The 21305-nt window shown below is 37.6% G+C and carries 22 protein-coding genes; 9 read left to right on the top strand and 13 right to left on the bottom strand.

Annotated features, from left to right (window positions below; translation table 11 throughout):
- Nucleotides 1-61: 61 nt before the first annotated feature.
- The 3 genes from D0T08_RS16730 to D0T08_RS16720 form a co-directional block, all read right to left on the bottom strand.
- A complete protein-coding gene (locus tag D0T08_RS16730; RefSeq protein WP_116983823.1) occupies nucleotides 62-634 on the bottom strand; it encodes a Crp/Fnr family transcriptional regulator in 573 nt (190 codons plus the stop codon).
- 70 nt (nucleotides 635-704) lie between these two features.
- Entirely contained in the window at nucleotides 705-2855 is a 2151-nt protein-coding gene (locus D0T08_RS16725; RefSeq protein ID WP_229238978.1) for a molybdopterin cofactor-binding domain-containing protein, read from the bottom strand.
- Between the two features lie 35 nt (nucleotides 2856-2890).
- Entirely contained in the window at nucleotides 2891-3382 is a 492-nt protein-coding gene (locus D0T08_RS16720) for a (2Fe-2S)-binding protein (RefSeq protein WP_116983821.1), read from the bottom strand.
- 273 nt (nucleotides 3383-3655) lie between these two features.
- On the opposite strand from D0T08_RS16720, the gene D0T08_RS16715 reads away from it, so the two are divergent.
- Nucleotides 3656-4684, top strand: a complete 1029-nt coding sequence (locus D0T08_RS16715) for a low specificity L-threonine aldolase (RefSeq protein WP_116983820.1) — start codon at nucleotides 3656-3658, stop codon at nucleotides 4682-4684.
- A 92-nt stretch (nucleotides 4685-4776) separates the two neighbouring features.
- Here the strand turns inward: D0T08_RS16715 and D0T08_RS16710 are convergent, their stop codons facing one another.
- Both D0T08_RS16710 and D0T08_RS16705 read right to left on the bottom strand, forming a co-directional pair.
- Nucleotides 4777-5271, bottom strand: a complete 495-nt coding sequence (locus tag D0T08_RS16710; RefSeq protein ID WP_116983819.1) for a YcxB family protein — start codon at nucleotides 5269-5271, stop codon at nucleotides 4777-4779.
- A gap of 105 nt (nucleotides 5272-5376) precedes the next feature.
- Complete coding sequence (locus D0T08_RS16705) at nucleotides 5377-5817, bottom strand: DUF4783 domain-containing protein (protein WP_116983818.1); 441 nt, start codon at nucleotides 5815-5817, stop codon at nucleotides 5377-5379.
- A gap of 141 nt (nucleotides 5818-5958) precedes the next feature.
- Here D0T08_RS16705 and D0T08_RS16700 point away from each other — a divergent pair, with 141 nt between their 5' ends.
- Nucleotides 5959-6459: a phosphoribosyltransferase family protein gene (locus D0T08_RS16700; protein ID WP_116983817.1), complete on the top strand. Its 501-nt coding sequence runs from the start codon at nucleotides 5959-5961 to the stop codon at nucleotides 6457-6459.
- Between the two features lie 12 nt (nucleotides 6460-6471).
- A complete protein-coding gene (gene gldD, locus D0T08_RS16695; protein WP_310586263.1) occupies nucleotides 6472-7071 on the top strand; it encodes a gliding motility lipoprotein GldD in 600 nt (199 codons plus the stop codon).
- A 51-nt stretch (nucleotides 7072-7122) separates the two neighbouring features.
- Here the strand turns inward: gldD and D0T08_RS16690 are convergent, their stop codons facing one another.
- The 5 genes from D0T08_RS16690 to D0T08_RS27810 form a co-directional block, all read right to left on the bottom strand.
- Nucleotides 7123-7677, bottom strand: coding sequence for a YceI family protein (locus tag D0T08_RS16690; protein WP_116983815.1), 555 nt, complete (start codon nucleotides 7675-7677; stop codon nucleotides 7123-7125).
- Nucleotides 7678-7749: 72 nt separating this feature from the next.
- Nucleotides 7750-8391, bottom strand: coding sequence for a hypothetical protein (locus D0T08_RS16685; protein ID WP_116983814.1), 642 nt, complete (start codon nucleotides 8389-8391; stop codon nucleotides 7750-7752).
- A gap of 129 nt (nucleotides 8392-8520) precedes the next feature.
- On the bottom strand, nucleotides 8521-9027 hold the full coding sequence (locus D0T08_RS16680) for a ubiquinol-cytochrome c reductase iron-sulfur subunit (RefSeq protein WP_116983813.1): 507 nt from the start codon (nucleotides 9025-9027) through the stop codon (nucleotides 8521-8523).
- Nucleotides 9028-9340: 313 nt separating this feature from the next.
- Nucleotides 9341-10456, bottom strand: a complete 1116-nt coding sequence (locus tag D0T08_RS16675; protein ID WP_116983812.1) for a M48 family metallopeptidase — start codon at nucleotides 10454-10456, stop codon at nucleotides 9341-9343.
- 111 nt (nucleotides 10457-10567) lie between these two features.
- Nucleotides 10568-11194: a collagen-like protein gene (locus tag D0T08_RS27810; RefSeq protein ID WP_199538181.1), complete on the bottom strand. Its 627-nt coding sequence runs from the start codon at nucleotides 11192-11194 to the stop codon at nucleotides 10568-10570.
- Nucleotides 11195-11451: 257 nt separating this feature from the next.
- Between D0T08_RS27810 and D0T08_RS16665 the strand changes: the two genes are divergently transcribed.
- From D0T08_RS16665 to D0T08_RS16655, 3 genes are all read left to right on the top strand, one after another.
- The gene (locus tag D0T08_RS16665) at nucleotides 11452-11928 is read left to right on the top strand and encodes a nucleoside triphosphate pyrophosphohydrolase family protein (RefSeq protein WP_116983811.1); all 477 of its coding nucleotides are present in this window, start codon (nucleotides 11452-11454) and stop codon (nucleotides 11926-11928) included.
- Between the two features lie 80 nt (nucleotides 11929-12008).
- Nucleotides 12009-13262: a peptidase T gene (gene pepT, locus D0T08_RS16660; protein WP_116983810.1), complete on the top strand. Its 1254-nt coding sequence runs from the start codon at nucleotides 12009-12011 to the stop codon at nucleotides 13260-13262.
- Between the two features lie 3 nt (nucleotides 13263-13265).
- Nucleotides 13266-13931 (top strand): YggS family pyridoxal phosphate-dependent enzyme, encoded by a 666-nt coding sequence (locus tag D0T08_RS16655; protein WP_116983809.1) that lies wholly within the window; start codon nucleotides 13266-13268, stop codon nucleotides 13929-13931.
- Here the strand turns inward: D0T08_RS16655 and ygiD are convergent.
- Nucleotides 13919-14800 (bottom strand): 4,5-DOPA dioxygenase extradiol, encoded by an 882-nt coding sequence (ygiD, locus tag D0T08_RS16650; protein WP_199538180.1) that lies wholly within the window; start codon nucleotides 14798-14800, stop codon nucleotides 13919-13921. The two genes, D0T08_RS16655 and ygiD, sit on opposite strands and share 13 nt — an antisense overlap.
- A 132-nt stretch (nucleotides 14801-14932) precedes the next feature.
- Between ygiD and D0T08_RS16645 the strand changes: the two genes are divergently transcribed.
- Nucleotides 14933-15304 (top strand): DUF423 domain-containing protein, encoded by a 372-nt coding sequence (locus D0T08_RS16645; RefSeq protein ID WP_116983808.1) that lies wholly within the window; start codon nucleotides 14933-14935, stop codon nucleotides 15302-15304.
- Nucleotides 15305-15352: 48 nt separating this feature from the next.
- Here D0T08_RS16645 and D0T08_RS16640 read toward each other — a convergent pair whose 3' ends face one another.
- Nucleotides 15353-16564, bottom strand: a complete 1212-nt coding sequence (locus tag D0T08_RS16640) for an MFS transporter (RefSeq protein ID WP_116983807.1) — start codon at nucleotides 16562-16564, stop codon at nucleotides 15353-15355.
- Between the two features lie 153 nt (nucleotides 16565-16717).
- Here D0T08_RS16640 and D0T08_RS16635 point away from each other — a divergent pair, with 153 nt between their 5' ends.
- Complete coding sequence (locus D0T08_RS16635; RefSeq protein WP_116983806.1) at nucleotides 16718-17671, top strand: hypothetical protein; 954 nt, start codon at nucleotides 16718-16720, stop codon at nucleotides 17669-17671.
- An 87-nt stretch (nucleotides 17672-17758) separates the two neighbouring features.
- Here the strand turns inward: D0T08_RS16635 and D0T08_RS16630 are convergent, their stop codons facing one another.
- Nucleotides 17759-18157 (bottom strand): response regulator, encoded by a 399-nt coding sequence (locus D0T08_RS16630; RefSeq protein ID WP_116983805.1) that lies wholly within the window; start codon nucleotides 18155-18157, stop codon nucleotides 17759-17761.
- A gap of 381 nt (nucleotides 18158-18538) precedes the next feature.
- Between D0T08_RS16630 and D0T08_RS16625 the strand changes: the two genes are divergently transcribed.
- Nucleotides 18539-21061, top strand: coding sequence for a PAS domain S-box protein (locus D0T08_RS16625; RefSeq protein WP_116983804.1), 2523 nt, complete (start codon nucleotides 18539-18541; stop codon nucleotides 21059-21061).
- The last annotated feature ends 244 nt before the right edge of the window (nucleotides 21062-21305 follow it).

Here is a 21305-nt window from a genome sequence, read left to right as displayed (position 1 = left end):
TGAGTACAAAGGTCGGCAGCAGACGCCTGAAAAAACTTAAACAGGTTTAAGAAACGATAACTTATATCTTTTTTTTACGGATTTCGCTTAAATACTCTGGTGTGAAACCCAGATAAGAAGCCAACATATATTGCGGCACACGATTGACAAACTCAGGATGAAGTCCCAGAAAATTGCGGTACATATCTTCTCTTGAAAGATTGTAAGTATGTTTGAAACGTATTTGTGAAGCGCCGTATGCTCTTTGTAGAATGAGTCTGAAATATCGTTCAATTTTAGGGATTTCTTTAGATAATACTTCTTGTTGTTCAGTAGTAAGTACAAGGATATCGGAGTTCTCAATTGCCTGAATATAAAACAGTGAAGGTTTTTGGGTTAATAGAGTAGAATAGTCACTCAACCACCAGTTTTCAAGTGCGAAATTATTGGTATGTTCATCACCTTTATCGCTAACAAAAAACATTCGCAAACAACCTTTTTCAACAAAATAACTGGCTTTGCAAATCTGTCCTTCTTTTAATAAATATTCTTTCTTTTTTATATGTAGGCTTTGTACACAAGCCAGTATAGTCTTTTCTTCCTGTTCGTCTAATTCAATGTATCTCTTGATGTGGCTGAGTAGGGTAGTAGACATTGGAGCAATGTTTAGTGCATTTAATCAATAAAAAGGGCAGAATTTGATTTCTGCCCTTAAATATACTACACTAAGCAAGATTCGTAATATCAAAAGGCAATTTACGTATGCGTTTGCCCGTGGCTGCAAAAATGGCATTACCTAATGCCGGAGCAATAGGAGGTAAGCCCGGCTCACCCACACCACCCGGATTGGCTCCACTATCAATGATATGGATTTCCATTTTTGGTGTTTCATTGATGCGCATCAGGTTAAACTGATGGAAATTGGTCTGGTCGCAAACGCCATTAGTAAAGGTGATACCATCTTTAATAGCGGCTGTCAGACCCATCACAATATTCCCCTCAGTCTGCGCTTTTACGTTATCGGGGTTTACATAGTAGCCACAATCAATTACCGATACTACTTTATCAATATTAACACCGTTTTCTTTTTTGCTTACTGTAACGCAAGCGGCTGAAATACTATCAAACGAACGGAACACGGCTATACCTTTGCCTTGTCCGGCTGGTAGTTTTTCGTTCCAGTTGGCTTTTTCGGCCAGTGTCTCCAGCACTTTTCTGAAACGTTCGTCAGTTAAAATATCCAGTCTGGCTTGCAAAGGGTCTTTACCTGCCAGATGTGCCAATTCATCTATGAAGCATTCTTGTCCCCAACCAAAGTTTGAAGCATATACCGAGCGCCACCATACAACGGGGATGTCGGTTTTTACGTTTGTCCAGCTTATTTTTGAGGCCGTAGCAAAGTTGTATTTGCTGTTTTCGGGGCTTATCTCCCCAGTTAACCAAGGGTCGGCTTCATCGTCTTTTAATCCTTTAAATACCTGCCCTGCAATAGACTCCCCAATAGCATGGTGATGGAATCCGGTAATTTTGCCTTCTTCCACAAATCCTTGCATATGGCTCAGCATACCCGGACGATACGGCCCTTGTGTAATATCATCTTCACGTGTCCAGATAACCTTTACAGGTTTTTTCAATTCTTTTGATAGATGGCAAGCCTCTAAAAGAAAATCGTGATAGGCTTTTCTGCCAAATGCACCACCTAAAAGTGTTACATTGATTTTTACCTGTTCAGGCTTTACATTCATGTATCCGCATACATCTCTCAATGCCCAATCCGGTCCTTGTACTGGTGCCCATATTTCTATGGTGCCATCGTCTTTGACATGTACAATGGCATTTTCAGGCTCAATAGGCGCATGGGATAAGAATGGAGTTTCGTAACTGGATTCTATCTTTTTTGAGGCAGAAGCATATTTTGCCGAAAAATCACCTTTTTCTTCATAATTAATACCCTCTTTTTTTGCAGCAGCATAAGTAGCTTCAAAATACTTTTGTGTACTTAGGGTTTTCTCAAAATCGCCATTATCCCATTGTACTTTCAAGGCTTTTTTGCCTTTTAGGGCTGCCCACCAGTTGGTAGCAATTACGGCCACTGCTTCCGATTTGCGATGCGGCATCGGGCGTTCGGTTCTTACTACCTGTAATACCCCCGCTACTTTCCTGGTATCGGCATCATCAATAGACGCGATTTTACCATGAAGCATAGGCGAGTGTACAATGCTGGCATAGACCATGCCCGGCACATCTACATCCAAGCCATAAACTGCTTTGCCTGTTACACGCTCCGGTACATCGAGACGTTTATTGTATTTACCTATTATCTTGAAATCTTTGGCTTCTTTTAGTTTAGGATTTTTTGGAATTTCTAATTTTGAAGCATCATCCGCTAATTCGCCATAAGTAAAGCTTTTATTACTTCCACGATGCACAATTTTACCGTCTTGTGCAAAACATTCCGTCGCTGAAACATTCCAACGTTTGGCGGCAGTCTGGGTAAGCATCTCGCGGGCGGCAGCTCCGGCTTTGCGGATAGGTTGCCACAAGGCTCTTACTGAGCTACTGCCACCTGAGGTCTGGTTGCCATATTTTCCTTTGCCATCACTTTGTACAATCTTCACTTTATCCAGACTTACTTCCAGTTCTTCGGCTAAGAGTGACGGAACTGCCTGCGTTGAACCTTGTCCCATATCAGGACGAGGGTTCACCAATGTGATATTTCCGGCAGTGTCAATAATAATAAAAGGATTTATTTCGAGACTTACGATGGCAGGAGTTATCTTTTTGAGTGTAGCATCTTTGGCGAAAGAAGATACTCCCAAGGCAAAACCAAAAGTAGTTAAACTTGAAGTTTTTAAGAAATTGCGTCTTGAAGTCATAATATTTGTCATTTTTTCGTAGTAAATAGGTTAGATTATTTGCCTCCACCCACACCTGCTCCGGCTTTCATGGTGTCAGATGCTTTGTGAATGGCTCTACGGATACGGTCATACGTACCGCAACGGCAAAGATTACCGCTCATCGCTGCATCAATGTCTTCATCCGTAGGATTGGGTGTAGTTTTTAACAAAGCTACCGCCGACATGATTTGCCCAGACTGACAATAACCACATTGAGGAACCTGCTCATCAATCCAGGCTTGCTGAACTGCGTGAAGTTGTACTTCACCAATGCCTTCAACTGTTGTTATTTTGGCATTTTTGGCAACAGTTGAGATAGGTGTCTGACACGAACGGATAGGTTGACCATTCAGATGAACGGTGCAGGCACCGCACATGGCCATTCCGCAGCCAAATTTGGTTCCTTTTAAGCCAACAAAATCACGGATAACCCAAAGAAGTGGCATATCTGGCTCGACATCCACTTTCACTTTTTTATTATTTACTGTTAAGTTGAAAACTGCCATTGTCGTAGTAGGTTAGTTAAATCTAATTAATGTAAAATTTTGAAAAAGTTAAGACTTTTGCAATTATTCTTTCAGATATTCGACGAACGTCAGGAAATTGATAAATTTTGTTGATTATGTAACCACAAACAAACACATGCTTGCTCGCAAGATTTTAAACGTTTAGCTATTTTAATTGGCTTTTCTGATTGTATGTGTTAATTGACAAGGTAAAAAATAGTTAATTTGTGACATCTTTTACATTTCATATATAAATAACACCTATACCCCTTTATGTTTATAGATTTAAGAAGCGATACCGTTACGAAACCTACCCTAGGAATGAGAGAGGCCATGTTTTCGGCTGAATTAGGAGACGATGTATTTGGTGACGACCCGACCGTAATAGCTCTGGAAGAAAAAGCTGCAGCCCTATTTGGTATGGAAGCCGCACTATTCTGTGCTTCAGGAACTATGACCAATCAGTTGGCTATCAGAGTTCATACTTTGCCGGGTAGCGAAGTAATTTGCGATAAGTTATCGCATATCTATTTATATGAGGGTGGAGGAGTATCGCTTAATTCTTTTTCTTCTTTAAAATTATTAGATGGAGATAAGGGCAGAATCAATGCGCAGCAAGTGCGTGATGCCATTAATAATCCGGATGATATTCATCAGCCAATTACCCGTTTGGTATCTCTTGAGAATACCATGAACAAGGGTGGGGGATGTTATTATGAATTATCGGAGATTGAAGCTATCAGACAGATATGTAACGAGAATCAGCTTCCATTACATTTAGATGGTGCAAGAATCTTCAATGCATTAGTAGAAACTGGTGAATCTACTTTAACGCATGGACAATTGTTTGATTCCATCAGTATTTGTTTATCGAAAGGCTTGGGATGTCCTGTGGGGTCTTTACTAATAGGAAAAAAGGATTTTATTAAAAAAGCCCGTCGTGCGCGTAAAGCAATGGGTGGTGGCTGGCGACAAGCAGGTTTTTTAGCTGCCGCAGGTATTTATGCTTTAGATAATCATATTGAACGCCTGAAAGAAGACCATGCCAGAGCAAGAAAAATCGGGCAGATGTTAGCGGCCTTGTCCTTTGTAGAAGAAATTTATCCGATTGATACCAATATTGTTATTTTCAGATTGCCGGCATCTATTCTTGCTACTGAATTTGTTGCTAAGGCAAAAGAATATAATCTGGGTTGCGTGACTTTTGGAAAACACCTAGTAAGATTTGTTACCCATCATGATTTTTCAGATGAGCATCTGGCAGAGTTTGAGAAGGTGATTAAGCAGATAAAATTTGTATAACGATTTTTTAAATCGTTGTTCGTCAGAAAACGATTTGAAAAATCGTCATACACAAGAATAAAAAAAACCTCGCAGTCTGCGAGGTTTTTTATTTATGCCGGAAGTAATTCTTTTCTTTTCAGGATAGATTCGAAGAGTTTCATATCATGTTCACTGTTGAAGACATTGAACGGGAAACGAAGAAACTGGCCTTTACCGATAATCAGTAAATAGGAATCCTCATTTTTTTCTGCCGACTGAATGCTTTCCCACTTCATGATGCCACCCTCTTTCTGATTCAGTTTTACCAATATCTGACGACTATCTATTTCGTACATGAATTTATCGAACATCTGTTTGTTTTGTTCCATTTGCGATGCCGCATAAAATTGCGCATACCAGAACAAAACATATAAACCACCTCCAACAACTGCCACTACCGGAATCCACCAGTTTTTGTATGAACCTGTAAAGTGTAATACCAGCCCTAAAATAACTACCGCTGCCGGAATCAACAACCATTTCCAATCTTTGCGCATGTGGCGTTTAAAGGCAATACTTACGTAATCTTTTTTATCTAATGCAAATTTCTTTGTTTTAACTATCATTTTTTTGGTTTGTACTTAAATGAAAGCACAAAAATAGAAAAAGGCTCTGATAATATCAGAACCCCTCACTATTATTTTATACTTTTTAGGTACATAAATGAATTTCTAACTTTCCCGAAACTGAATGGTGTCTATTACATACTTATTATTCTCACCTCTTTTTACTAAAATATACACCAGAAAATCTTTGTTACGGCTGCGATAATTACCTACGCTATATTTTAAATCAATATTTGATGAACCCTGATAAACGAATTGAAAAGACAATGGCGGATTATGCTGAAAAAACAATTTAAAAATCTGTTCAGCTTGTTGTGATGATATTTTCTGAAAATCAATTTTTTCGGAATCAATAATTAACTCTATTTCCTGACTAAGGCAACTGGCAAGCATTTTAGGATTGCCACCTTTGAATGACATTCTGATTCGGTCTGTTAATTCATTATTTGCTCTTTTATTAGTGCTTGTAATTCTTCCATCTGGTTTTGATGCATTTATAAAGAGTAACAGAACTAAAACTGAGCAAACGTATTTTAATAGCTTCATAGATAGATGTAATAAGTTTTAAGTATCTTTGTTGGTGATTTATCCTGTATAGTCGTTTACATAAACTATGCCAAAATCAAGTACAACCCGGTATGGAAATACCAGGTATGAAAGTACACATCATGGCTAACTGAAAAAATTATGTCCAATCAATTATTGAACAGTACCGAAACTTTTCAAAAAATCCGCCGTATAGCCTATCAGATTTACGAGCAGAACTTTGATGAGTCGGAAGTAATTATTGCAGGAATCAATGGCGAGGGGTATCATTTTGCCGAAAAGTTGGTGGCTGAATTAAAACAAATCTCTTCTTTATCGGTAACAATCGCTAAAGTAAGTGTAGATAAACAGGCGCAATCGCAGCCAGATATTAAGATAGAAAGTGAGGTAGATACTTTTCGGGACAAAAATGTCGTTTTATGTGATGATGTGTTAAACACAGGCAGAACGCTGGCCTATAGCTTACGTCCGTTTTTGAGTATTCCTTTAAAGAAAATACAGGTAGCTGTAGTTGTTGATAGAAATCACCCGATGTATCCTATTGCGGCCGATTATGTAGGGTATTCGCTTTCTACTACTTTAAATGAGCATATTCAGGTAATTCTGGGCGATGAAGCAAAAACAGGCGTATATCTATATTAATGTTGTTGAAGAATGATGTCTAAACTCAACCTTATCAGGTTCGTATTAGTTTTTGTAGTAGCAACCGCAATCTATGCCTGTGGCGAAAAAGAGCCGGATTATCATCCGAAGCCAACAGGTTTTAATCGTCTGGATTTACCTCCGCATACTTATCAATCTTTGAAAGAAGACCATCCCTATACTTTTGAATATTCAAAAGCGGCGATTGTTCAGAAAGATACTTTCATGAATGCCGAACCGCATTGGATAGTTTTATATTATCCTACATTGAATACCCGCATTCAGTTTACCTATAAGCCTGTCAACAATGACCCTAAGCGTTTGCAGAATATGATGGGCGATGCTGCTAAACTGGCATTTCACCATGATAAAAAAGCGTATTCTATTAAAGATGGGATACTGACAACGAAATCAGGGAAAAAGGCTGTTGTATTTGAACTAGAGGGAGAGGTGCCGAGTCATTATCAATTTTTTGTAACGGATACTACCAAGCATTATTTAAGAGGGGCTTTATATCTGATGACAGCTACTAAGAATGATTCTCTTCGTCCGGTAATTGACTACATGAAAGCAGATTGCAGACATATCTTAGAAACATTAAAGTGGAAGTAACGTGAATTTCTCACATTACCTCCACCTTTCATGGCTTAAAGTTAAGTAATACTATAATGGAAAAAACACCTTGAAGCTAAGCTTCACTTCGTCTCGGGTTTTTACCCCGAATAAGGATGGACGTTCAACCTGAAACTGGCTCAGCAAAATATCAAATTTACCATCAAGCGCTATTCTTTTATCACTATCTGTGCGGGTTACAACGATAGTTACAGGTTTTGTAACACCGTGAAACGTAAGGTTTCCTTCAGCAGTTAGTTTATTATTATCATTTTTAATCTTATTACTGGTAAAAGTTACTTTCGGATATTTCAATCCCTCCATTACTTCTATGGCGTGCGAATCACGATTGGCATTACCACTATCAAAAGCATCTACTCTCATGGATACCGCTACCTGACTGATGGTTTTGGTAGCATCGTCATATACAATTACTGCGTTTACATCTTTGCAAACCCCTTCCCAATCGTGTGCCGGATGGGTCATGGCATAGGTAACAGTAGAGGTCTTTTTATCGGCAACAATTTTTCTGCTATCTACATTGGGTGAAAATGCAAAAACAGTAAATAAAATAATAATGGCTATAAAGTTCTCTAAAGTTCTCATTTCTTTAATTGGGTATATATTTAAAACGTTGCGAAGGATTTCATTAGGGCATGTCTGACAATCTCAGTTGTATCAAAACTCAAATTTTAAAATAGCCATAGCAGCAAAATAGGCACCGAAAGTGGTAAATGCTGCTGCTCTGTGATATGGTTTTAGTGTAAAATCATCACTTATCTTGCGCGCCAGTACATTGGTGGTTATCATACCTGTAAAGTGAACGTATGATAAGATTTTGTGCACTTTTACATTGCTGATACCTTTTCGGTTGAGCATAGCCGGTGGAGCGGTAAAGGCCATCAATGCCGTTGTGCCATAGGCTATATTAATACCTAATGCAGTAGCCTCGTGTGCTCTTTTAATTCTGGTATAATCATCACCACCTGCTCTATAAAGTTTAGCACCTAAAAAGCCCTGAGCCAACATACCTGCGGCAGTTAACAAACCCATTGCCTGATGAATTTTAAACATGGTTCTTCTTACTTTCAATTCTCTGGCTCTGTTTTCAGCCGTTAATTCGGGTGCGATGCCTACTTTTCTAAACAGCCCTTTTTCTCCCCAGAAAATCCTTTGTGTCAATAGCATTTTATCGGGTAATAACTTTGGTGTTTCAGCAGTTGTATCTAAATCAGCTAAAAGACTGTCAGATTCGGTGACTTGAGCAAAAGCAACTACAGAAAGCAGGACAAAAAAGAGCAATAAAGAAATTTGTTTCATACCTATCTATTAAAATTGTTTGGTTCTAAAAAGGGGAGGATGTCGCCATCCTCCTTGCCCTGGAAACACACTATTCAGAAACACATATATCAAAATCTTATAAGAAACACATATATCCACAAAGCCTGTTTAGGCACGAACCCGTAGCGTATTGCCACTGTTCTGAATTTCGGTTTTATACACTGTTAAGGCATTAGTTGCAGGAGATAGTTTTACCGAGCCATCTAAGTTAAATTCTGAACCATGATTCGGGCATTTCAAATCGTTGGTAGCAGGGCGAAATGCTATTGTGCTGCCCTCATGCGTGCATAATTTTGATAAGGCTGCATAAGTGCCCCCTGTATTTACAACAATGATGTTGGATACATAACTAAACTCACCATTTGTTTTTAGTTTGCTGAAATCAGCATGAGTCAAATCAATCGTAAAATCGATGTTTGCACCACTGGTTGTACCTTTTATTGCTGTGCTGGTACCGGGTCCTGGTCCAGGGCCCGGGTTTGGATTTGGGTCACCATCGTCTGAACTTGAGCAGGCAGTTAATCCTGTACCCATGCAGTAAAAAGCCATTAATGCACCTGTACTCAATCCAAGCTGTCGTAAAAATTGCCCTCTACTTAATTGTGTTTGTTCCATAGAAAGTATAAGTTTTATTTGGTTTAAAATGCGTAGTAATTACAAGCTTTACGGACATTTTAAAATGAGGGTTGCGTTGCCAAATAAAAATTAATAGCCTTCCGTCTTATTTGTAAGACGGAAAATAAGATAAGGTGGGTTGCTTAAATAGGACAAAAGCCTATAATTCTGATAGACATAACAAGCAAAAAAATGCCTGATAATATTGTTATTATCAGGTGCTTAGGTATGTTTTTTACAGCTACAAAAATTGTAAATTATTTATAAAAAAAGTGGCGATTTTGGAGGATAAAATTCTGGAAAAAATAATTTGTTATTTTCCTATATTTCGTTTTGCTTCAGCAATTACACCTTTATTTTCAGCAGTATCGAGTGCTTTATTATATAGCTCATTCGCTCGTTTTTTATTCCCGGCTCTCTCGGCAATTCTGCCTAAACCGAGGTAAGTCATGGCGTAATAATCTTTGGTATAGCGTTCGTCCGGTTCGTTTTTTAAAACATTATTATAAAACTCTAATGCCTGTTTATCATTCTTTTTTGCTTTCTCAGCCATTAATCCATCAAACAGATTAGCCGCAATCTGATAAACCGGACTATTAATTTTATGCAAGGTATTTATTTTTGGAATAGCCTCTTCGTATTTGCCAAGCATTACCAGTGTTTCGGCATAACGCATCAAATAAACGGGGTTATTAGGATATTTATCATGCAATTGGTCAGCGTATATAAGAGCTTTATTATAATTGAGTTCATATTTTAAATTCACGTTCATATAATAATAAGCTGCCTCAACCCTCGAAAAAATAGAGCGTTGTACAGCCAGTTCCAGTTGGTTTAAACCTATTTTTTTATTGCCATTTTCGAAGAAAATAACTACGGGCTTCACCATAGGGTGAGTTTCAGGGTATTGGATACGATAATAGTTATATAAACCGGAAGTAAAATAAAATTCAGGATTTCGTTCTATCATCCCAAACCCATCTTTCATGTAGCCATAGGCTTTTCGGGCTTCATTGGCAGCTTTCATAGGTTCTTTTCTATAGGTATAGGCTAATGTAATGTAGCCATGTGAGGCCAGCAAGAAAAAAGTAGCTTCTGCTTTTCGGTTAGGATCTTTCAGCATAGGTTCAGCCAGAGTCTGACATTTTTCCAGAAGCGACATATAGAGATTAACAGCCCTTAGATTTTTTTCGAGGGGAAGATTCTGCCACTGCACCTGTAAGGCACTTAAAAGTGGAGTAACCGGATGATGTGGATATTTGGCTTTTACTTTCTGAAAGAAAGTATCGGCCTCCTTAAATTCATAATTATATAACTTATCCAAACCTTTGATAATCGTTTGTTTGGAATCAGCATCAGTTAGTAATTGTGCGGTAGTAGAAAAACTAAAAGTAAAACTCAGGATAAATAAAATAATCAGCCTTTTCATAAAAGTTTATAGTAATACCCTTTGTTAACAAAAAAGCATAAAAAAACCTCCCGTCAAGGAGGTTTTTTTATGCTTTTTTTCGTAACCTACTATTGTTGTGTAATTTACGGATTAACGATGAGTTTGTAAGTAAGCATTTACAGCTTCGCGGCTTCTTAAATTAACACCGGCAGCTTTCATGTTTGCTAAAAGAGTCTTCTCGATAGTTGAGTAACCAAATACAAGACTTGTTTGTGGCTTGTAGCTCATTACGCCATTTGCGGCTTTTGAACTATAATACATTGAAATCTTTCCTGTTTCGAAACCGAAACTAACCTGTTCTGTAGAACCATCTGTTTCCTTAACAAGAACTCTTGGCAACGCAACCCATTGAGTGCCGACTTTTACATAAGCCATTACAATACTGCTGGCTGTGATGTTGGCATCTGTTTTTTCAACTGCGCCAACTTGGCCTGTATTGCCAACTCCGGTACCTGCTGCATCTACTGTCTTCCAATCAGCTGCGGCTACTGTTGCTTCAGCCCACTTCACGTTGGCGTTTCCGTCCTTACCATTAGTACCATTAGCACCTGTAGCGCCAGTAGCACCTTGAGCACCGGTAGCACCTACAGCGCCAGTTGCACCTACGGCACCTACAGCACCTGTAGGACCTTGAGCACCTTGTGGACCTGCAGGACCTTGAGGACCTTGATCTCCTTTACATGACCATAAAGCAACAGATAACGCTAACGTTACCACTGAAAGAAGTCTATAAAATTTGTTCATGATTTGTTGGGTTTTGATAATTTGACTTCAGTTACGTAGCAATATTATTGAAATTTGCTCAACTTTGCAAATGCTAATATCTGTTTATTTATTTTACGGCGAAAATATTTCGTCGAAAAAATTAAAAGATATTTTCTCTTTCGTGTTTTTGAAATAAAATAAACCAAAAATTGGCTTAAAGTCAATAGATTAAAATATTATTAAATAAAAAATAAATTTTTTCTTAATTTATGCAAGCATTAGATTGTCTTAATCAGGTAGCTGATTTTCACCGAACTTTTAAACACCCTATTTTAGAAAGCCCTCAAATACCGTCTAAACAAAGATGTGACCTAAGAGTATCACTCATTGCTGAAGAACTAAATGAATTAAAAGAAGCCATTGAAGAAAAAGATATAGTAGGGGTAGCTGATGCTTTGGCCGATATACAATACGTATTGGCAGGCGCAATTCTGGAGTTTGGTCTGGGCGAAAAATTCCGCGCCTTGTTTGATGAAGTACAACGTTCGAATATGAGTAAGGCTTGTACGTCAGTTGCCGAAGCAGAAGACACCATGAGGCACTACGCTGAAAAAGGAACGGAGTCTTATTATAAGGAAGTAGAGGGGAAATTTCTGGTATACAGAAAAGGTGATGATAAGACTTTGAAAAATATTAATTATTCTCCAGCCGATTTGCAAAGAGTATTGGGTATTCCGGCTGATTGAAATAATTGAAAGGTGCAATGAAGTCTCTTTAAAATGTTATAAAGTTTTTAATCACTCATTCGCTAATTCACTCATTAATCATGACACCTATTGCTGATGCTATATATAATGTAAAAGAGAAGTTTCTACGTTACGTACAGATTGATACTCAATCAGACCCAAATTCAACATCAAACCCATCGACTGAAAAGCAGAAAGATTTGAGCAGATTATTAGTTGAAGAATTGTTGGCGATGGGTATTACAGATGCACATCTGGATGATTGGGGGTATGTATATGCTACCATCCCGGGTAATTCAGCTAAGAATGTTCCCGTAATCTGTTTTTGTTCGCATGTGGATACGTCACCTGATTGTAGTGGAGCAGGGGTGAAGCCAATGGTAAGCGAGTATTGGGATGGAACAGACATTGTTCTGCCTGATGACTCTACGCAGGTGATTAAAATATCAGAGCACCCTGATTTGAAGCATCAACTAGGAAATGATATTATTACTGCCAGTGGAACGACCTTATTAGGGGCTGACAATAAATCGGGTGTTGCCGAAATCATGGCAGCAGCTGAATACCTGATGCAACACCCTGAGATAATTCATGGTACTATCAGGATTTTGTTTACACCTGATGAAGAAGTAGGACGGGGAACTGAAAAAGTAGATTTGAAGAAACTGGGCGCTGACTATGCCTATACCATGGATGGCGAAACGGTGGGTACTTTGGAAGATGAAACTTTTTCAGCGGATGCGGTAAGTTTAACGATAAATGGTGTGAGTACTCATCCGGGCTTTGCTAAAGGGAAATTGGAAAATGCCATGAAAATAGCAGCTGATATTTTGGCTGCCTTGCCTAAAGATACCTTATCACCTGAAACTACCGAAGATTACGAAGGTTTTATTCATCCTACCCAAATATCGGGTATACAAGAGCAGGTTAAACTCGATTTTATTATCAGAGATTTTACGGTGGCGGGTTTGCATGAAAAGGAAGCATATCTGCAAAATATTGTGAATGAGGTATTGAAGAATTATCCTCATTCAAGTGTCGATTTTAAGGTGATTGAGCAGTATCGAAATATGAAAGAGGTATTGGTGAATCACCCGAAAGTGGTTGATTATGCTTTGGAAGCGATAAGACGCTCAGGGATGAAACCAGAACAACGGAGTATCAGAGGAGGGACGGATGGGTCTCGTTTATCTTTTATGGGTTTGCCTTGTCCGAATATATTTGCAGGCGAACATGCGTTTCATTCAAAGCTGGAATGGGTATCTGTGCAGGATATGGAGAAGGCAACAGAAGTAATTATTAATTTAGTACGAATCTGGGAACAGAAATCTTAATATATGTCGATTGTAGCCAATATAAAGGAAATAGAAAAAGAGACAAGTACCAAAGGTGTAACGCTTGTCGCAGTCTCTAAAACCAAGCCTATTGAAATGCTCATGGAAGTATACAATGCAGGATTCAAGCGGTTTGGAGAAAACTATGTGCAGGAGCTAACCGAAAAATATGAGAGTATGCCAAAAGATATTGAATGGCACTTTATCGGGCACTTGCAATCAAATAAAGTCAAGTACATTGCGCCTTTTGTGAGCCTTATCCATTCGGTGGATAGCTTTAAATTATTACAGGAAATAAATAAACAGGCAGCCAAAAATAATCGGGTTATTGACTGCCTGCTACAAATATATATTGCCGAAGAAGACACCAAAAGCGGCATGACTGAAGAAGAATGTCTGGAAATTCTTCAATCTGAAACGCTGAAAAATCTTGCCAATATCAGAATTGTAGGCCTCATGGGTATGAGTACTTTTACTGATGATGAGAATCAGGTAAGAAAAGAATTCAGAAAACTCAAAACTTTTCATTCTTCGTTACTTTCTTCTCATCCATATCTCAAAACTATTTCAATGGGTATGAGTGGCGATTATGCCATTGCTATTGAAGAGGGTAGCACCATGATTCGGGTAGGTAGTAAGATTTTTGGGAACCGTTCCTACCCAACCTGAAAACACCTCATACTGATACTACCCATATCAAAGCCTTCGTAGGTATATTTGATAGCTTCATCTTTATTGACCAGACCTGCTGTATAAAGCATAGGTAAGTAATGGTCATAACTTGGGTGAGCCATTTGTCCTAAGGTACCAAATGATTTGAAGTCTGCTAGATCAGCTAGTTGTCTGTTATCTAATTTATTTTTCACAAGCGTATCAAATTCCATAGCCCAGTCAAAAGGTTTTGAAGCATCGCCATGCCAGTTGATTTGACGCAGATTATGTACAATATTCCCGCTTGTCAGAATCAACACACCTTTATTTCTCAGATTTTGTAGTTCTTTAGCTAACTCAAAATGGAATTGAGGTGGCTTTGAGAAATCAATACTCATCTGGAATGTCGGAATATCGGCTTCGGGATAAATATGACGGAGAACAGACCATGCACCGTGGTCAAGTCCCATTTTATGTTCTTCTATGATTCCAATAGATTTTACTTCATTAATTACCTCACGGGCCACTTCGGGTGCACCTTTGGGTTCATACTTTACTTCATATAATTCTTTCGGGAAACCTCCAAAGTCATAAATAGTTTGCGGAGCAGAATTAACCGATACATAAGTTTTATTCATGGTGAGCCAGTGAGCTGAAATAACCAGAATTGCTCTCGGACGTTCGATACTCTTGCCTAAAGTATGTAAACTATGCGTAAAGTTATTGTCTGCTAAGGCATTCATAGGGCTACCGTGCCCAATGAAGATAGACGGCATTCTCTCTGATTTAGAGAGGCTGTCTGTTATATTTTTTAAGTCCTGTAAATTCATTGCCTGGGTAGTAAAAGGTAAAATACTTAGCTTTTTTAAAAAGTCTAATCTTTTCATACATGTACATTATATGTATATACAACTAATTTTTGTTGAATAAGATTCAATTTCATGAAACTTATGTATTTTTATTGGCGATGCTATCTTATTTTTGCCATTATTCCCTTATATATAAATATAGATAACACAATGAATAAATTTTTCTTACAGGCAGGGGCTCTTTTAGGAGCAATCGGAGTTGCACTAGGGGCTTTTGGCGCTCATGCATTAAAAGATAAACTAACGACCTCGGGCAGAATGGAAACATTTGAAACAGCCGTAAAATACCAGTTTTATCATGCCCTGGCTTTGGTTTTGGTTGGCATATTGGCAAAAGAAATCATTTCTAAAAATCTGACTTATAGTGGGTATTGCTTCTTAGGTGGAACGCTTATTTTTAGCGGAGCTTTATATCTTATCTGTTTTACCGGAATCAAAACTTTTGGCGCTATCGCGCCTATTGGGGGTACACTGATGATTGCAGGTTGGCTGTTGTTATTCTGGGCAGTTTTGAAAAGCTAATTGTTTATCAGAATGTGGCGCGAACTTCCAGTTCGCGCCAAAATTTTATTACTCCACATAATCCAAATCCTTAGAAAAGGTTTCTTTCAATGAAGCATTGGCAATAAATGCTGCTCCGAAGCATACAATACCTATAATAGTAGCACTCAAAATCAAATTGCCATTCAATGCCTTAGTCAGATACTGATGGGCTATTAAAATGGGTACGGCTCCACCACGGGCAAAGTTTGGAATGGTGGTGGCAACAGTAGCTCTCAGGTTTGTACCAAATTGCTCTGCCGACATTGTAATGAGAACAATCCAGTAGCCGGAGGCGGCTCCCATGAATACACACATGATAAATATAGCTGTGTTACTAGCTCCCCAAAGATTGAGGTAAATCAGGCATAAGCATAAGCAGATAGCCTGAAAAATGAAGATAGTTTTGCGTCGGTTTTTTAGTAGCTGGCTTACGTATCCGCTAATGAGGTCGCCGCAGGTTAATCCTATATATACATACATTACGGCTTGTCCGGCAGTTACTTTCCCCTCTATACCTAAGGCTTTGGCTACTTCGGGGGCTAGTTGCATCAGTATGCTGACGATAAAAAAAATAGGAAAGCCAATAAACATGCAGGCTATGTACCGCTTGAAACGGTCTTTGTTGGTAAAGAGGCTTAAGAAATCTCCTCTGATAATATTCTGCTCTTCGGCATGCTTATACATTTTAGATTCAAAGGTACCTACTCTTAATAATAATAGGAGCAGCCCCATGCCACCACCTATGAAATAGGCTGTTCGCCAATAAAAGGCATCGCCTACTAATGCGGCTACTACAGCGCCAAATGCGCCTACCGATGCCATAATCATAGTACCATAACCACGTTTTTCTTTCGGCATAGTTTCGGCTACTATGGTAATTCCGGCACCTAATTCTCCGGCTAAACCAATTCCGGCCAAAAATCTTAAAATTCCGTATATATAGATATCCTGTACAAATCCGTTAATAATGGTAGCAAGAGAATACAATATGATAGAGCCAAATAAAACAGAGAGGCGGCCTTTTTTATCACCTAAAACACCAAAAAAAATACCGCCACACAATAACCCTATCATCTGTACGTTAAATAGCCATAAACCGACATTCGTATTGTCGACACCTACTACACCTAATTCAGTTAGACTGCTATGACGAAGTACAACGAATAGAATCAAGTCATAGGCATCTACGAAATAACCTAACGCTGCAACTAATACTAGTAAAAAAGTTGATTTTTTCATGTATTAATAAAATTTCACGAAAATAGAGATTCGTATAGAATTTCGCGAAAAAAAATAACGACATTTTCGGTAATTTTCTGAAACATATTCAATAAAAGGCTAGTTTTGTCGTTAATAAGCCTAAACCGTTAAATACTAAATATTCAGATTTCTATGGAACAAACTCAAGAAAGAAGAAGTAACACGGCTATGACCGCCGGACTTGTTTTAGCCTGTGCTTTAGCAGCACTATTTGGCTTCCTTTATTTTAATGCGCGTCAGGACATTGATTCAAAAAATGTTGACGTTTCGCAAAAAACAAAAGAACTGCTCCTTACCAACTCTAAACTTGATTCCATTGCCGTACAACTTGATGCAAAAATTGCCGAAGTACAAGCTTTAGGTGGACAAGTAGAGGATTTACAAGCGTTGAAAGCTCAATTAGAGCAAGACAAGAAAAATCTAGTTAACTCAAAAAGTGTAAGTATTAAACAATACGAAGGTAAAATCAAAAATTACGAACTGGCATTGACAGAAAAAGACAATGAAATTGCCAAGTTGAAAGAAGAAAACGCAGTACTAACAACACAAAACGAGACTTTAGGTAATGAAAATACCGGCCTGAAAACAGAGGTGTCTGGTCTGAAAACCGACAAACAAGCATTAGCAGACTCAGTATATAATGTTGGTGTGAAAAATAAAGAACTTACCGAAAAAGTAACATTAGCCGCTGCATTGAAAGCCATGAATGTAAATGTAAATGCAATCAACTCTCGTGGTAAAGAACGTGATGGTGGCGAGTACAAAGCGAAGAGAGTAGATAAGGTAAAAATATCTTTCAAACTAGCTGAGAATCCGCTTACGAAGAGAGAAGAGAAAGTTATTTATATGAGATTACTTGACCCTAAGGGCAATGTAGTTTCAGACATGGCGACAGGCTCAGGTACATTTAATTTTGGAGGAAACGAAACCGTTTATACTTCTAAACAAACAGTAATGTATGATAATTCTGGCCAGAATGTAGATTTCGTTTATTCACGTGGAGCATCTTATGAAAAAGGCAAATACACTATTGAACTTTATTCAGAAGGTTTCAGTATTGGTCGTGGTACATTCGATGTGAAGTAATCAATATATTGATTTATATAAAGTCCCACCGGAGCAATCTGGTGGGACTTTTTTGTTTCGTATATATCAGGCGAAAATTTCTTTGTATTAACCTATCAACTTTTTTAATAAATCTACTGTAAGAGGTTTGGAAATATAACCAATAATCATCGGATATTTCTTTACCCTTTCTTTATCCGCCGGATTGGTTGATGATGAGAGTATCACCACCTTTGTATGTCCAAATTTCGGGTAGTAAGTTTCAATAAATTCATCAAGAAATTCCCATCCATTCATCATAGGCATATTCAAATCGAGAAAAACTAACTGAGGGGCATCTGATATCTTGGTGTCAGTAACATTACTTAAATTATGATAATAACTGAGGGCTTCATTGCCGCTCAGACAAGTAACCACTTCTTTGGCAAAAAGTGCTTTCTGTACTACCACTCTTATTAAAAGCAAAGTTGTTTCGTCATCATCAATACAAAGTAGTTTTTGAATCATAGTTTAATTTTTTTTAATGTATTTGAGACAAATATCTATTTACTTTCTTGTAAAAATGTATTTATATGTCCAGCCTTGAAAGTAGATAGAGCCAATCAGTTCCCTTTACGTTGATCGTATTCAAAAAATGTATAAACGTTGATACCAAATTACTTCAATCTTGCTGATTAACTATTTCTCAACATTAATCAATGACTACTTTGAGACAAAAGATAATCAGATTTTGTTTAGCCGAAAAGCAAATTTTATGCCACAACTTTAAACAGCGGGACGGCACAATATATACGTAAATAAAAAACTTCGTTGAACTTTAAATATGTATTTTTAAACACTTAATTGAATAAAATCTGGGTGAATGGATAGGTTTTTGCTAATAAACCTATGTTTCGAATGACATTTTTGTGTTTCGACTCAGTCCCACTTTTATTCGATATGCATATCTGGAATACCTACAAGGAACTTATTCAAAGAAACGGCTTAGGTGCTTATACTGAAAAAGATGGGTTATTATATTGGCAAAACCGCCTGTTTACTATTCTTCTTATCTATTGGATACCTATTAGTTTTTTAGCGCTTGTGCCCGGCGTAATCATGTCAATTGTAGGAGGTATTCCTATACTGGCCATAGTTGATGTGCTTGCAGTTTCATTAGTAATACTTATCTCTTTTAGCAAGCGATTAAGCATTCTCATTCGTAAGGTAATATTTATCGGAATTCTCTATTCGGTTGCTCTTGTATTAATTTATTACCTTGGTACAAGCGGCCCGGGTCTTCTTTATTTGCTCGGAGTCACCATTTTCATTGTTCTCATATTTCCGGCAAAATTTGGCTATTTGTCTGTTGTAACTAATATTATTATTTGTATTCTTTTATATTTTGCTATTCGATTTCAATGGCTTTATAGCGCTACAAGTCCTTTTTCTTCGGTTGGTTCATGGATTGCTGTTTCTGCCAATCTGATTTTATTGAGTTTAATTTTCTCGGTCTTATTACCAAAGCTTTTGAATGGATTGCAGAATATTATTGATAGGCAGCAAAAGTTGGAGCAGGAGCTAAAAATGCATCAAAGTAATTTAGAAGTAAATGAAAAACGATTCCGGTTATTACTAGAAAATGCGGGAGATATCATTGCTACATTTGATAGCAAAGGAAATTTTATTTATATAAGCCCGGCTTTTGAAAGAATAACAGGATACCCTATTGAAGAATTGATAGACAAGTCATTTACCTGGATTATGAACCAGGAACAAGAGAATCGCTCCGTACAATTCTTTGAGAAAATTCTACAAAATCCGAATGTTCCTGTTCATACTATTTTCCCTTTAAATCATAAGAATGGGCATATATTATGGATGGAAGGTATTGTTACAAATTTATTGCATGAAGATAATATCAGCGCCATTATTGGTAATTATCGGGATATTACCGAAAAGAAAGAAGCCGAAGAAAAAAAGAGAATCAGTGAGATAAGGTACCAGACACTTTTCGAACAGGCACCTGATGCTATTTCTATCACCGATGCCAATGGCCAATTCATTGAAGTAAATACCAGTATGTGCAATTTGCTAAGTTATTCGAAAGATGAATTTAAGGATTTGAAAATAAGAGATATTCTTTTTGAAGAAGATATAGAATTAAACCCACCTAGAATACAGAAACTAAAACCAGGTGAAGAAATTCGATATGAGAGACGCTTAAGAAGTAAAAATGGTGAAGCGGTATATGTAGACTTAAGCGGGGGTACCATGGATAATGGGCAACATTTGGTTTTTGTAAGAGATGTTACTGAGAAAAAAATCGCTGAGCGGCAGAAAGAGTTTGATCGGAAGAATTTTTATGCCTTGATTAACAGCACTGATGACCTGATGTGGAGTGTAGATAAAAATATGGACTTAATTACTTGCAACAGGGCATTTGATGACTTAATTCAGGAGGTAACCGGGAAGTCTCTTTCAGAAGATACTGCCATTATTAAATCTGAATTTACAAAAGAGCAACTTGCCCGCTACAGTACTTTTTTCGAAAGAGCTTTTGCGGGAGAAGTTTTCAGAACTATTGACCATCTGACCAGCCCTTTTGAAATATGGTCTGAAATTTCTTTTTATCCTATCATACAAGGAGATAAAATCATCGGATGTGCCTGCTATTCCAGAAACATTACCGCACTAAAAATGGCTGAGCGGGAACGCATTAAAATGACCGATGATATCATTCGGCGCAATGAGAATCTGGAGCAGTTTGCATATATTGTCTCACATAATCTTAGGGCACCAGTAGCTAATATTAGTGGAATAATCTATGTTCTGGAAACCATGAATTTAGATAAAGAGCAGGAAAAACTAATGATAGGCGAACTTTCTAAATCAATCAACAAACTGGATGAGGTAATTCTTGATTTGAATCATATTCTGCTCAGAAAAGATGGGCATTTGTATCAATTAAAGGAAACAGTACACTTTTCAGAATTGGTTGAAAATATACAATTCAGCATAGGAAACATGATTGTTGAGGGGCAGTTTGCTATTGTCAGTGATTTTTCGGCAGTTAATGAGTTTACTACAACCAAGAGCTATTTATATAGTATTTTCTATAACCTTATCTCAAATAGTATAAAATACAGAAGAACAGATACTGATTCTTTTATCAGAATTACAAGTAAGTTAATCAATAATAGGCTTGTTCTTACTTTCGAGGACAATGGTCTTGGGATAGATTTAAAAAAGAAAGGAGACCAGGTTTTTGGCTTATATAAGCGTTTTCATTATCATACTGAAGGGAAAGGAATGGGGCTGCACATGGTAAAGACACAGGTAGAAGCCTTAGGAGGAAAAATATCTATAGAAAGCGAAGTGAATGAAGGAACTACATTTGTGATTGAATTTGAAAGGAGTAAGCTTTCCTGACTATGTATAAGATGACAGCTTTCGTTTTCTTATCTGTATATTTTTATTAACCACACACTTTTGACACAACCTCTATTTTGGGTCAATAAAATGCTAGCAGGATTTCTGAGTTTATCTTTGCACAAACTTCTCACTTATTAACGCTTTGGCAACCATTCCTTAACATTTTCTTTATATAGCAAGAGTAGTTTTGCGCATAAAACTTTTTAAAATCATACCATCAGGTTTTTCGGTAGATTGTTTT

The organism is Emticicia sp. C21, from assembly GCF_003418935.1.
Taxonomy (GTDB): Bacteria; Bacteroidota; Bacteroidia; order Cytophagales; family Spirosomataceae; genus Emticicia.
This window is presented reverse-complemented; position numbering and strand designations above follow the sequence as displayed.

Bases quoted from the DNA above. Each gene is read 5' to 3' on its own strand.
- D0T08_RS16680 (WP_116983813.1), bottom strand. From the start codon at position 9,027: ATGGAACAAACACAATTAAGTAGAGGGCAATTTTTACGACAGCTTGGA.
- D0T08_RS16630 (WP_116983805.1), bottom strand. From the start codon at position 18,157: ATGATTCAAAAACTACTTTGTATTGATGATGACGAAACAACTTTGCTT.
- gldD (WP_310586263.1), top strand. From the start codon at position 6,472: ATGATGTCTAAACTCAACCTTATCAGGTTCGTATTAGTTTTTGTAGTA.
- D0T08_RS16645 (WP_116983808.1), top strand. From the start codon at position 14,933: ATGAATAAATTTTTCTTACAGGCAGGGGCTCTTTTAGGAGCAATCGGA.
- D0T08_RS16720 (WP_116983821.1), bottom strand. From the start codon at position 3,382: ATGGCAGTTTTCAACTTAACAGTAAATAATAAAAAAGTGAAAGTGGAT.
- D0T08_RS16690 (WP_116983815.1), bottom strand. From the start codon at position 7,677: ATGAGAACTTTAGAGAACTTTATAGCCATTATTATTTTATTTACTGTT.
- D0T08_RS16655 (WP_116983809.1), top strand. From the start codon at position 13,266: ATGTCGATTGTAGCCAATATAAAGGAAATAGAAAAAGAGACAAGTACC.
- D0T08_RS16715 (WP_116983820.1), top strand. From the start codon at position 3,656: ATGTTTATAGATTTAAGAAGCGATACCGTTACGAAACCTACCCTAGGA.
- D0T08_RS16705 (WP_116983818.1), bottom strand. From the start codon at position 5,817: ATGAAGCTATTAAAATACGTTTGCTCAGTTTTAGTTCTGTTACTCTTT.
- pepT (WP_116983810.1), top strand. From the start codon at position 12,009: ATGACACCTATTGCTGATGCTATATATAATGTAAAAGAGAAGTTTCTA.
- D0T08_RS16640 (WP_116983807.1), bottom strand. From the start codon at position 16,564: ATGAAAAAATCAACTTTTTTACTAGTATTAGTTGCAGCGTTAGGTTAT.
- D0T08_RS16665 (WP_116983811.1), top strand. From the start codon at position 11,452: ATGCAAGCATTAGATTGTCTTAATCAGGTAGCTGATTTTCACCGAACT.
- D0T08_RS16625 (WP_116983804.1), top strand. From the start codon at position 18,539: ATGTTTCGAATGACATTTTTGTGTTTCGACTCAGTCCCACTTTTATTC.
- D0T08_RS16675 (WP_116983812.1), bottom strand. From the start codon at position 10,456: ATGAAAAGGCTGATTATTTTATTTATCCTGAGTTTTACTTTTAGTTTT.
- D0T08_RS16635 (WP_116983806.1), top strand. From the start codon at position 16,718: ATGGAACAAACTCAAGAAAGAAGAAGTAACACGGCTATGACCGCCGGA.
- D0T08_RS16725 (WP_229238978.1), bottom strand. From the start codon at position 2,855: ATGACTTCAAGACGCAATTTCTTAAAAACTTCAAGTTTAACTACTTTT.
- ygiD (WP_199538180.1), bottom strand. From the start codon at position 14,800: ATGAAAAGATTAGACTTTTTAAAAAAGCTAAGTATTTTACCTTTTACT.
- D0T08_RS16700 (WP_116983817.1), top strand. From the start codon at position 5,959: ATGTCCAATCAATTATTGAACAGTACCGAAACTTTTCAAAAAATCCGC.
- D0T08_RS16685 (WP_116983814.1), bottom strand. From the start codon at position 8,391: ATGAAACAAATTTCTTTATTGCTCTTTTTTGTCCTGCTTTCTGTAGTT.
- D0T08_RS16710 (WP_116983819.1), bottom strand. From the start codon at position 5,271: ATGATAGTTAAAACAAAGAAATTTGCATTAGATAAAAAAGATTACGTA.
- D0T08_RS16730 (WP_116983823.1), bottom strand. From the start codon at position 634: ATGTCTACTACCCTACTCAGCCACATCAAGAGATACATTGAATTAGAC.